The sequence below is a fragment of the Mycobacterium sp. TH-M82 genome, assembly GCF_057473605.1.
In genome coordinates, this window is record NZ_JBYCKY010000407.1 from 1 (window position 1) to 11,259 (window position 11,259).

General features: G+C 64.5%; 12 protein-coding genes. 6 read left to right on the top strand and 6 right to left on the bottom strand.

All coding sequences use genetic code 11. From position 1 onward, the window contains the following. Both AC2VON_RS12615 and AC2VON_RS12620 read left to right on the top strand, forming a co-directional pair. A partial coding sequence (locus AC2VON_RS12615) for a hypothetical protein (protein ID WP_486953269.1) occupies positions 1-966 on the top strand: 966 nt, incomplete at its 5' end. A 116-nt stretch (positions 967-1,082) separates the two neighbouring features. Beyond that, entirely contained in the window at positions 1,083-1,685 is a 603-nt protein-coding gene (locus tag AC2VON_RS12620; RefSeq protein WP_486953270.1) for a hypothetical protein, read from the top strand. Between the two features lie 244 nt (positions 1,686-1,929). Here the strand turns inward: AC2VON_RS12620 and mobF are convergent, their stop codons facing one another. Beyond that, entirely contained in the window at positions 1,930-4,785 is a 2,856-nt protein-coding gene (gene mobF, locus AC2VON_RS12625; RefSeq protein ID WP_486953271.1) for a MobF family relaxase, read from the bottom strand. 305 nt (positions 4,786-5,090) lie between these two features. Between mobF and AC2VON_RS12630 the strand changes: the two genes are divergently transcribed. After that, the gene (locus AC2VON_RS12630) at positions 5,091-5,342 is read left to right on the top strand and encodes an antitoxin VbhA family protein (RefSeq protein WP_486953272.1); all 252 of its coding nucleotides are present in this window, start codon (positions 5,091-5,093) and stop codon (positions 5,340-5,342) included. 267 nt (positions 5,343-5,609) lie between these two features. Here the strand turns inward: AC2VON_RS12630 and AC2VON_RS12635 are convergent, their stop codons facing one another. From AC2VON_RS12635 to AC2VON_RS12645, 3 genes are all read right to left on the bottom strand, one after another. Beyond that, a complete protein-coding gene (locus AC2VON_RS12635) occupies positions 5,610-6,776 on the bottom strand; it encodes a helix-turn-helix domain-containing protein (RefSeq protein WP_486953273.1) in 1,167 nt (388 codons plus the stop codon). A 255-nt stretch (positions 6,777-7,031) separates the two neighbouring features. Continuing rightward, positions 7,032-7,235, bottom strand: coding sequence for a toxin-antitoxin system (locus tag AC2VON_RS12640; RefSeq protein WP_486953274.1), 204 nt, complete (start codon positions 7,233-7,235; stop codon positions 7,032-7,034). Positions 7,236-7,304: 69 nt separating this feature from the next. After that, positions 7,305-7,853 (bottom strand): hypothetical protein, encoded by a 549-nt coding sequence (locus AC2VON_RS12645; protein WP_486953275.1) that lies wholly within the window; start codon positions 7,851-7,853, stop codon positions 7,305-7,307. A gap of 110 nt (positions 7,854-7,963) precedes the next feature. Between AC2VON_RS12645 and AC2VON_RS12650 the strand changes: the two genes are divergently transcribed. Beyond that, positions 7,964-8,179, top strand: a complete 216-nt coding sequence (locus tag AC2VON_RS12650; RefSeq protein WP_486953276.1) for a LuxR family transcriptional regulator — start codon at positions 7,964-7,966, stop codon at positions 8,177-8,179. Positions 8,180-8,235: 56 nt separating this feature from the next. After that, on the top strand, positions 8,236-8,586 hold the full coding sequence (locus tag AC2VON_RS12655) for a hypothetical protein (RefSeq protein ID WP_486953277.1): 351 nt from the start codon (positions 8,236-8,238) through the stop codon (positions 8,584-8,586). A gap of 85 nt (positions 8,587-8,671) precedes the next feature. On the opposite strand, the gene AC2VON_RS12660 is transcribed toward AC2VON_RS12655, so the two are convergent. Next, positions 8,672-9,208, bottom strand: coding sequence for a hypothetical protein (locus AC2VON_RS12660; RefSeq protein WP_486953278.1), 537 nt, complete (start codon positions 9,206-9,208; stop codon positions 8,672-8,674). After that, positions 9,205-10,011 (bottom strand): ParA family protein, encoded by an 807-nt coding sequence (locus AC2VON_RS12665; protein ID WP_486953280.1) that lies wholly within the window; start codon positions 10,009-10,011, stop codon positions 9,205-9,207. Before AC2VON_RS12665 ends, AC2VON_RS12660 begins: the two co-directional genes overlap by 4 nt. A 127-nt stretch (positions 10,012-10,138) precedes the next feature. On the opposite strand from AC2VON_RS12665, the gene AC2VON_RS12670 reads away from it, so the two are divergent. Continuing rightward, positions 10,139-11,259 (top strand): type I restriction enzyme HsdR N-terminal domain-containing protein (locus AC2VON_RS12670; protein ID WP_486953279.1); only part of this gene is annotated, 1,121 nt, incomplete at its 3' end.

An 11,259-nucleotide genomic window follows, 5' to 3' on the forward strand; every position in this document is an offset into this window, starting at 1 on the left:
AATCCAGACCTGTTGAGGGCTCAACGCGTGTTGGCTGAGTTGGTGCGTGGTAGCGAGGCGTCGGGCATGCTTCCGGTCTGGGCGGTGTCAGTGTTGAGACTGCCGGCCGGGTCGTCCGTCGTCGTTGTCGCTAACAATATGGGCGCGGGCGGGTATTTGCCGGCGACAGTTTATCTACCGATCCCGGCGAGGTTGGCGGTGTACGACGCGGCGTTGCCGATGGGTTGGGCCGAAGACTGGTGGTGCTGCCAGAAGCCGTCGAAGATCCTCGTGGATCATTTCGAGCAGTTGCGCAAACGGGTTGCGGGAGTGTCGATTTCGGTGATAATGACGACGGAGTTGTGGGCCAAAGCGCCGGTGGATTGGCCTGGCGGTGACTTCGTGGGGGTGCAGCACCGCGACCTGTTGCGGCTTTTAAGCGAGGCGCCGAAGCTGGACGGAGGGCACCAGCATCGGTTGGCGACGGTCGATCCTGTGCTGGCGCAGCGGGTGACGGCGTTAGCGGACCAGGGCGGTCGGGTGTCGGAGGTGACCGCGGCAGCGTTGACCAACGCGGTCTATGGGCCGGCGAAGCATGGCGTCGACCCGCAGTTGCCGCCGCTGGTGGGCGATGCCGAAGCGCAGGTGTTGGCGGCGGTGAACACCAGGACCGCGACTGCCGACACCTGGGCTGCATACGACGCGGCGGTCGCCGATCGCGACGAAGAGATGTTCGGCGCGCTGTCGTGGCCTGAGACGCATGGCCCGCGGGACCACGACGGGTCGAAGGCTTGTCGAGAGTCGATCCGCTTGTATCGCAACTACTTTCGGATGGCGCGGATGATTGAGTTGGTCCGCTGCTGGAAGACGACGCCGCCAAGCTTGGCTGAGATGGCCTATTGCGCGCTGACGGCGGGATTCGGGGCTGAGGTCGCGAACACAGTTGGTGCCGTGGAACAGCGCCTGCGGGGGGGTAGAGCATCGTGAGCGCTGAGTGCGAGGGCGCGGTCCTGCCGTGGCGGCGGATGCTTGTGGACATATTGTGGGATGCCCGGCGCGGCGTACTAGAGCATGATTGGCGTCACTGTCGGCTTTCAGCAGCGTTGGCTGACCGTGAGATTGTGCTACCGCCACTGGCCGCCGCTGGGCCGTTGGCCGCCGCTTCGGGCGAAAAGGTGGTGCTGCGCGGTGGCGGCGAGGAGTATTTCGGTCTGCTTGAGGTTGTGCATAGCGAGGACTGTTGGTGGTGGGAGCCGGCGGCAAGGTGTCGCTGGGATCAGGCCTTGGGCGCGTGGTACGCAACATCACTGGCCTGTATTAATAATGAGGATGCCGAGCTGATCAGCGCTTTTGAGGCGGCGCGGGCCGCGAACTATTACGTGAGTTGTGTCGGAGATCTGGCGTGGGCGGCGGGGGACTGGTGTGTGTCGAGTGAGTGGCCCGAGTCGTCATCTATGGCGATGGGTGCAAGTGAGGAAGTCCAGCGCCACCGCCTGGTGATAGAACGCGACCGGGTCACCGAGTGGTATGAGGCTGGACTATGTGCCGGCGGCTGGTCGGAATTGGATTGGGTCGCGCGCGCTCGCGCGCGGGTGTCGCGGTGGGGGTTCCAGCGTGATCGGGAAGAACATCTGCGAGAACTTGAGACCGCAGAGTATCGGTCACGGCTGGAGCGGCTACCAAAGTATTGGACCGCCGCCGGTTAGGACTTGGAGCTCGCTCGCTTATTCACTTACGAGTCAACAGTTTTGCGCGGTGTGGCATTGTGCGCTGTCATTGAAACTCGTTTGTTCATCCCCTCCCCCATAGAGGCCTGATTTCAGGGGCCGGCCGTAGGGGTCAAGGGTCGTGATCGCCGCAGGCGACGGACCGTAGGTCCGCCCTTGACGCCGTAGGACGGCCCCGCACAATGCCAGGCTGGGGGAGGGGAGAGTCACCGTACCCGGCTCGTTAGAGCCCGATGTCGTAGCCGGTGTCGGTGCTGCGTTCGCGGGTGCGTGTCTGGCCGCGGCCGCGGTCAAGGTATTCGTGTAGCCAGCGGTTCTGCTCGGCTTGTTCGCGGGCGTGCTGGTCGGTCCAGGCCCGGTAGGCGCCGCGGCGCCGGGCGAGGTCGTGGTCACGTTTGGCGACGAAGCGGGCTACCCGGTCGGGCAGTTGGTCGCGGTCGTTGTCTGCGGCGACTTGGTGGACGGTTTGGGGACGGTCGTTGCGGCTGGCGATGGCGCGGACGAGTTGGGCGGCTTGGTGGGCATCGCCGCGGCGAGCCTGGTGCAGGCCGAGAGCCGGTTCGGCGTGTTCGTGGTCGCCTTCGCCGGCGATCTTGTCGTAGACGAACACGCGGTTCATTTCCCGGCCGCGGGTCAGGCCTTCGTACAGCGTTTTGCGGTCGGTGCGCGCGCTGACGATGGGGTAGGCGGCGCCGGCGGTGTCGCCCTGCTCGGATTGCAGGGTGACAGCGTAGCCATGGTGGACGTTTTCACGCAGATAGTCGGCGGCGAGGACGGCGACTGCGTCGTCGGTGGTGCGGCGGGCGCGGATTCGGGGCCGCTCGTCGCGGGTGTCAACGCGCTCGACGATCCAGCGTTGGCCGTTGCGAACTTGGGAGGCGAGTTTGGTGGTGTCGAGGCGGCCGCGTTCGTCGCGGGCGGCCCACACGGTGATGTCGGTGGTGTTGTGACGGGTGACGACGAGATCTCCCACCCCGATCTGGTGGCCGCGTGCGCCGGTGACGGTCGGGGCATCGGCGGCCACGCGCTCGTTGTGGATTTGTTTGTTGAGCGCGTCGCACAGTTCCCACTTGTCGGGCATGAGTAGGGGGTCTTTGCCGGCGGCGACGTCGGCGCGGTAGCAGGCCAGGGCGTCGGCGGCCATGGTGATTTCGTCGCCGCAGCGCAGCCGGTCGTGGTCGCGGTACCAGGCGATGGCGCGGCGTAGCGGGTTGGGGCCGCCGTTGCGCAGGGCCAGCGAGGCGGTGCGTTCTTCGGGGTCGCGCATCCGCCAGACCTCGGAAAGCCGTTGGGACCACGGCAGGTCGTCGCAGAGTTGTTCGAACATGCCGCCGCGTTTACGGACTGGCGATAGCTGATGCGCGTCGCCGACGGGCACCGTTTTCGTCCCCGCGGCGGTGGTGTAGGTGAGCAGTTCGCGCAGCTGGTTATTGCCGATCAAACCGGCTTCGTCGACGACCACGATAGTGCGGTGATCGACTGTCAACCGCCCGTTGCGCAGCTTGAGGAGCGCCGTGTCCACGGTGTAAGCCTCGTCGCCGGCGCACTCGTTTTTCGCGATGTCGACGGCGCGTCCTTGGGGTGCGAGCACCACGACGGTCCGGCCGGCGCGGTTGGCCGCGGCGCGCAACGCTTTCAGTGAATGGGTCTTGCCGGCGCCGGCGGGTGCGGCCAGTGGCTGCACCAGCCACGGGGATTCGGCCAGCGCGGTGATGGCCCGTTGTTGATCGGCTGACAGGCCTTCGGTGTCGGCCGCGCTGACCCGCACGACACTGCGGTCATCGCGGGCGTCGACCATCTTGAGGATGTCCCATTCCTCAAAGAGCACCAGGTCGATGGTGTAGCGGACGTGGCCTTCACGGTGATGGGCCTGGCGTTGTTCGCTGACCCGGATCGCGATTTCATCGACAGCGGCTTCGATCTGCTCGCGCGGCGTGCGGTCGTCGTCGTCGACTTCGACGGGTAGTTGGGCGCCGATGATTTCGACGAGATCAGCGCGGGTGAACGCGGCCTTGTCGATGCCCGCGGCGATCTCGACGATGCGCCGCCGATCGAAGGTGGCTTTTTCAGCGCGCCGCTTCTTACGGGCGGCCCGATTGGCGTCGAAATCGAAGCGGAACCCGCGCCGATCGTCGCGCCACTGCTGCCGTAATTCCCCCCAGGACATGCCTTCGGGCTTGCGGGGCCGGGTCGCTTTTTGCGCGGCCGCCAGCTGCGCCTGGGTGGGCACTCCGTCGACCAGTTCGAGGTTGTCGTCGGCCCATTCGCGCAACTGGGTGCTGCGTTGCGAGTGCGCTTTGATCACCTCGGGGTCGATGCCGACCAGCTCGGCCATGCCGGTGTGCGGATCGATCGGCCCCCACTCCGCACCGATCGATTGCGTCAGTTGCCGGCGCATGGTGGCCTGATAAATCACCCCGCCGGCCTTGGCTTCATGCCACAGCGAGTCGGTGTCGAGGGCGGCGAGTTTGCCGTCTGCGCGGGCCTGTTTGTTCGGAATGATGACGTGGGTGTGCAGGTGCGGATCACCCGCCCGGCTGGTCTCGTGCTGGTAGGCCGCCGTCACCAACCCAGGCAGTTTTTGGAGGTCTTTTTTCCCGGTGACGTTGTTGTGCACGCGGGTGTAGCCGGCGTGCACATGGAGGTATTCGAGGGCTTCTTTCACGCCGGCGTTGTGCGCGTCGAGGACCGCTTTTTGAACCACGTCATCGCCGTAGGCCCGCAACAAACTCAAGCTTTTCGGCGCGCAAAAAGTCGCGTCAACGCCGTGGTTGTCGTTCGGCCCGAACCGCCGCCCGCGCGCCCCGTTGGGGGCGATTCCCGCGTCGAGCCAGCGCGCGACAGTGTCCAAATCAGCCAGCCCACCGGCCCGCTGCTCATCAGTCAAACCGACGAGTTCGGCGGCCTTACGGGCGTCGCCAGCGACCATCCACACCGGGGCTCGGGTGTCTTTTTCGCTGTAGTACTCACCCAGCCCGCCATTGGCCGCGGCCGCGTCCTTGGCCGCCTGCGCCGCCTCGCGCGCGGTGCGGTTGTAGTAGTCGATCGACCACAGCTTCAGCGCCGAACACGTCAGCACCAGCTCACCGCCCAAAATCGCTGGTCCCGGCCCCAGGCGGGGCCAAGGTTCAGCACACCGCAGGTGTGCTGAACCAATGCTTGCACAAAATGTGCAAATGTGCCAGACAGCTTTTAAGTGCGGTAGGCTAAATAACTGGTGGGAACTGGAAGGAGCAGCCGTGAGGCTGCTATAGACAGCAGCGAAGCTGCTGTTAGACGTAACAGGAGAACCGGGATACAGGGCGGCTAGATACAGAGACAGGGCGACGATAGGGGGCAAGCAGGAGGCGGATAGTGATAGCCGAGAGAAGGGCGCGGCCGGCGGTGGATTGCGAGCTTGCGGCCATGTGGGCGTACGTCGATGCGCGGAGTCGCCGGCTGTCACCAGCTGACCGGCTGGCGGTGCGCAATGCGATCGCCAGCAGCGTGTTAGAGGGTTGTCGGCCAGCGCCGGCATCGATCGATCTGCTCGTCGAGTTCGCATCCGGTGCAATCACCATCGAGCAGTACCGGGCACGGGTGCTGGCCGATGGTGCTCAGCGCCGCGAGATCAACGAACATAGCCGACCTAACTAGTGCTGCGCCGGGCGAGCCGTGGGGCTATCTATAGGTGTTCTATGTATTGCTTTTCTGGGTGGTGTCGGCGGCGCGCTGGCGTGACTGAATCTGGTGTTGAGATGGCGGGGTGGTTGTGATGCCCAACCGGACGGTTGGCGTGCGCGGCTGGTGTGCTGTTTCGGCCGCTGTGTTGGCGTGCCCAGCGGCAGCGGTGTAGTTCCCGATTGGGCGTTCGTGTTGACGCTCACTGAGTCGCGGCGTGGTGTGCTGCGGCGTCGGGTGTGGTCAGGCCCGGGCGCGGCGGATTGCGGCGTCGCGTGCTGCGGCGTCCGCGGCCGCCGCAGCGGTGCGGCGTTGGGCGGCGGTGTGAGCCAGACGGGCGGCGGCCGCGCGTGCGGCGGCGTGTCCGGGACCTGCCAGGGCAGCGCGGCCGGCAGCGCGTGCTGCGGCCGTGGTCTGTCGTGTAGCGAGTTGGGCGGCGATGCGTGCCCGGTCGGCGGCGAGTTCGGCGGCTTCGCGCGCTTCATCGGCGGCGGCTGGTCGTTCGGCGAGGTTGTCGCGGCCGTGCCAGGCCATGATCGCGCCGAGCAGTCCGATGGGTTTGTGCGGTGAGTCAGCGATCCAGTGTCCGACACCGCGCCAGTCGGTGATGAGTTGGTTGAGGTCGCGCGGGGTCCAGCCGTGCGCGGCGGGGGCCGCCAGAAGTGCGGACCATGCCTCGGCGCTGTGGCGGCGTGCCCAGGGTGGGGCATGTTGATCGGTGCGCCAGGCTTTGGCCAGGGCCAGCCCCTCCTTGTCTGGGCTGGCCCGGCGCGTAGCGCCGTGTTGCCGGCGGCCCGTAGGGCTGCCGGTGGGGGTAGTAACCACAGAATCACCTGAAGGTGAGGGACCAACAGATGACCCTGCGGGGTGGGGTGACAGCTGGTGTCGCAGCCGGTTGAGCTGGGGGTTGTCGTGCAGGGCCCAGACTGAGGCCCAGCCGCGGCCGCGGTCGTTGACCCGCCAGGAGGCCATGCGCTCGATGCGGGTGCGTTGGCGGCCGCGCAGGATCTCGGTAGCGACCCCGAGCAGCCGTAGGGCGGTGTCGGCGCGCTGCACGGTGCGCACGCTGTAGCCGGTGTCGGCGGCCAGCCGCTCGTTGGTCGGGCGGCAGTTACGCCCCGTCGCGTGATCGGCGTAGCGTGCGCGGGCCTCAGCGACCGCCAGCAGCGCTTGGCGGCTGATCTGGTTGGCGCCCATCACCGGACGTACCTCGGTGTCGTAGCGGCAGTCGTAGGCCAGCGGAACCGTCCAGTGTGTCCAGCGATCGAGGCGGCCGGTCCAGCACGGCACCCCTGCATACGGGGCGTCGCCGAGCTCGAGGACGATCGCCGCCGCAGTCGCGGCTTCCTGCCGCCGGCGGCGCTCATGATCGGCGGCCGCCAATCGCGCCGCCCACGGCCGCGTACGCACCACACCACGGCGCGGCAAAGCACTCGTGCACCCGCGATATGCGCGGCCAATTTCTGAATCTGAAATGTCACGGTGCGCGTCCTCTGGAACGTGACGCAGGTATGCGCTACCGTGAGAGCTGCTAGGCAAAGCAGTCCCTTCGGGGAAGCGGAAACCCTCGGTGCCAGCCGGGGGTTTCGCCGTTTATTGACTTGTCACATCTGCCTCGACGTCAGTCCAAGTAAGCAGCGAGCTGCTTTTTGTCGAGGCGCGGGATCACATCGCCAGCGGCAAAACCTCCGTCTTGTGATCAAGTTCGCGAACGAGGTCCTGGCGGCCGTACCGATACGCCAGGACGTCAGCAACGAGCTGCGAGAGACTGATGCCTCGCTGAGCGGCCTCGGCTTTCGCTTCGTCATAAACCGCTTCAGCGGGGCGACACATGATGAGTTTCCGTTGACCCTTGTGCGGTTGCGCCATAGGCCAACCCTCACATGACTATCTGATAGATCCGCGCTGACACGCCGTCTACGTGTGATGTTTTCGTGATCAGGCGGTACATCGCACGCCCGCGGTGTCGAGGAGGTCGCGGAGAAATGCGGTGAGATCGGTTGTTGCGGTGAGGGCGTGGTCGTCGAGGAAGTCCAGCTCGTCGTCGGTGTAGGTGTGGAAGTAGTCTCCGCGGATTTGGTAGCGGCCGTTGGGCAGTGGTGCGGCGTCCCAGATTCGGTCGTCGTCGACGGCCTGGTCGATGAAGCGGACCGCCCGGATGTCAGTGGCACGCTGAAATGCGCTGGTGGCCGCGTCGATCTGCTCGATGATGTCAGAGATGATCAGTTGTTCGGGTCCGGTAAGGGGGCGGCCGTTGGGGCCGTAGCCGAGGTACCAGTCGGTGCGCTGGTACCAGCGCTGCGCGTCGGGCCCGCTGTGGCGTCGGCGGCGTTCGGCCTGGCCTTGGGTGAGGCAGCGGTCGATGATCGCGCCGTGGTGATCGACCAGCTGCCAGCCGCCGTATTGGCAGTCCGGTAACACCTGCCAGGTTACGGGCGGGTTCGAAAAGTGTGCTCGGGCAACGTCTTCAAATACGGCAAGACTCATAGCGGCAACCCTCCGGACGAATACAAACACGTAGTCAAGGCAGTCTTGACTGTAGGTGTGTCCGGTGGAGTAGTCAAGACAGTCTTGACTTGTGTGGTGGAATGGACGGTGTGGACGAAGACGAGGCGCTGGCCGAGCTGATGCGCGCGCATGCCGATCTGGCGCGTCTTGACGAGGAAAGCGCTGAGGCGCGCGAGCGTCGCCGGCGGGCGGCGCGGCATCTGCTGCAATGCGGTCGTGGTACGACGTGGATTGCTGCCCAGTTGGGCGTGACCAAGCAGGCCGTGGACGGGTTTTTGCGGTACAAGGAGCGCGGGCGGCGGTAGGCCGCCCTGGCGGCAAAAGTCGATGTTATGCGTTGTGGGAGAGCAGGATTGGCGATATGGACGAGGATTTGTTTCCGATCCGGCGGGTCGCCGAGGTGTTAGGTCGGCATTTGCGGCTGCCGGCGGGCTGGGATGACGCGGAGCGCCAGGAGTTCATCGCCGAGGCGGCGGAGCAGGTTGCGCTGAGAGTGGCTGAGCTGGCCGATGATTGGGCCGATAAGGCGGTTACGGAGTGGGGCCGCGAGCACTGGCGACTACCGGACTCTGAGACACAAAGCGAGCTGGTTCGACAAGCTCGCACCGCAGCATTGGCGATGGTGCTGTCCGACGTGCTGCCCGCAGCGCCGGATGAAGGATTCGCTTTTCTTGGGCAATCGTTCGACCTGGCCGCCCCCACGCCTCGCTGAGCGCAGCCGATCGCAAGGAACACCTCCCTCCGCTAGCGCGCCTTATTGGACACAATGGCGGCCACGGAAAGAGACGTGTCTTGCTTTAGCTGGTCGGCATGCGGTCGTTGATGTTTGGCCTGGGGACGCCGGCGTTGTCGAGGTAGGTGTTTATCGCGTCATCAACGGTGTCGGTGATGGCGTATCCGCGGGCTTTGATCCATTCCAGTCGGGCGAGCGTTCCTGCGTGCAGCTGAGTCGCGAAGGGGCTCTTAGGCTTACGTTGTCGAGCTTTCAATTGCACCTTTGGTGGCTCTGTGGTGTCGTCGGCCTGGGCCTGGGCGTCAAGGTGATCCAGATGACCAAGAAAGGCCTGCCCGTCGTCGTGCACGCTGACGCGTCCGGCCGCCACGTGCTCGTCGACTTCCTGCTCACGGCTGTCGCCGCGCGCCTCTTCGGGCTGGCTCTGTGAGGGTGTCGCCGGGGCAACGTCGTTGGCGTGACGTGGCGGATCGGCTACGACGGCGTCTTTCGGGGAGGGGTCGTCGGCTTTGACTCGGGCGGCCGCGGCCCGTCGTTCGGCGCGTGACAGCGGCTTGGTGGACCCGACGTCTAAGCCAGCGGGCTTCCGTGCTGTGTTCATGCCGTTCGCCGCCTGGCCGCAATGCGTTCGGTGATGTCTCGGTATGCCAGCGCTGCTGTGCTTGATGGGGCGTGGATGTGCACGGGCATACGCAGACCCTTGGCTTCCACGACGCGCACCGTATGAGGTATCTCGCCAAGGTAGGCGCCGCCGTCGTCCCACTCCCCCCAATCGCTGCGGAGTTGCCGTCGAACGTCCTTGCTAACTTTGGGATTTCCGTCGAAATCAGCTAGGAGAACGCACCGGATTTCTACATCTGGGTTGAGCGTCTCTTGAACGTCGAGTAGGGAATTGCCGAGTTCGATCAGACCATCGACTTCATCGGGTCCGGCCTTGAGTACCGCCAAGACATAGTCCGCAGCGGCCAGCGCGGCGGTCGTCAACTCCCCCAGCGCTGGCGGGCAGTCCAGAAGGACGAAGTCGTAGCCTTCGATGTCGTCGAGCTGGCGCGCCAGGCGCAGCTGGCCACCTGACCCTAGGCCGGTGCGTTCAAGTTCTTTGAGCGCCAGATGGGCCGGGGCTACGTCGACGCCGAACGCTGAGGGCTTGATGACGGCCGCAAGTTGTACGCGCATGTTGCGATCGGGGTGCAGGACCTCGTACATCGACGCATCTTCGGCGTCGAGTTCAATGCCTAGGCCCTTCGTGCTGTGCGCCTGCTGATCCATGTCGATCACCAGGACGCGCAAGCCCATTGCGGCCAGGTTCGCTGCAATGTTGATTGTGGTGGTGGTCTTGCCGACGCCACCTTTTTGCAGCGCTATTGCCACGATGTCACATTGTTGACCTGCGGAAACGCTCATACTGATATAGTATTGCATACTTGCAATCATGTCTACATGTATGTAATTAGAAAACTTACATGTAAGCAAACATGAAAGATTGGTTGGTGTATGTCCCTTGGACCGTAGCGGCTGATCATGCGCGTTCTTGACCGAACTACTGTCAGAAATGGCCAGCTCGGACAGTATGCAAGCGCGCCGTAGCAGGACCTGCGAAGCGAAACGCTATTCTCAGCCGGTGGCAGCCGGGGGAGACGTGGGCGAAGAGAGTGACGACGTCGACGCCGACGTCGACGCCGTCGCCGAAGTCGAGACCATCAAGCGCGGCACCATTCGCGACTATGTGTCCGGGAAAATGGTGCAGGCAACTCCAGAGGAGCTCGAAGCAGTACAGGTGATGAGCCGGCGCCTGGTGGAGGACTTCGGCTATCCCATCTCGCATCTGCGCACCCGCCCTCAATGGCGGGTAGCCACCTCGCCCAGCGAGTCGAAGAAGTACCCGGTCGATATCACCGTGTTCTCGTCGGACAAACACACCGCCGAGAACGTGGCACTCGTCGTCGAATGCAAGAGAAGGAACCGCAAAGACGGCACTGAGCAGCTCAAACGCTACTTAGACATGTCGAACGCCGGCCTTGGTGTTTGGTTCAACGGAAAAGATCACTGGTACGTCCGCAAAGTCTTCACCAAAGACGGTGTGCGGAAGTTCGAGACGCTGCCCAACATCCCCCGCTATGGGCAGCGAGTCGAGGACATCGGCCTCTACCGCAAGAAAGACCTGGTCAAGCCCAGCAATTTGCGCTCAGTCTTCCGCGATATACGCAACCATCTCGCCGGCAACGCGCCAGGCATCACGCGAGATGAGCCGCTGGCACAAGAAGTGATCAACCTGCTGTTTTGCAAGATTTACGACGAGATCAACTCCGGCGCACGCGATATGGTCCAGTTCCGCTTCGGGCACAACGAAGAGCCACGAGACGTTTACAAACGCATCCTGGACCTGTTCGACAACGTCAAAATCGAGTACCCGGACGTCTTCGGCGAGTCAGACACCATCTCGTTGGACGAAAACAGCATCGCCTACGTTGTCGGCGAACTCCAGACCTACAGCCTGCTCCAAGCCGAGCGGGACGCCATCGGTGAGGCCTTCGAAGTCTTCATTGGCCCCGCGCTACGCGGTCCCGAAGGCCAATTCTTCACACCCCGAAACGTGGTGCGGGCTCTCGTGGAAATGGTGGACCCCAAACCCGGCGAACTCATCATCGACCC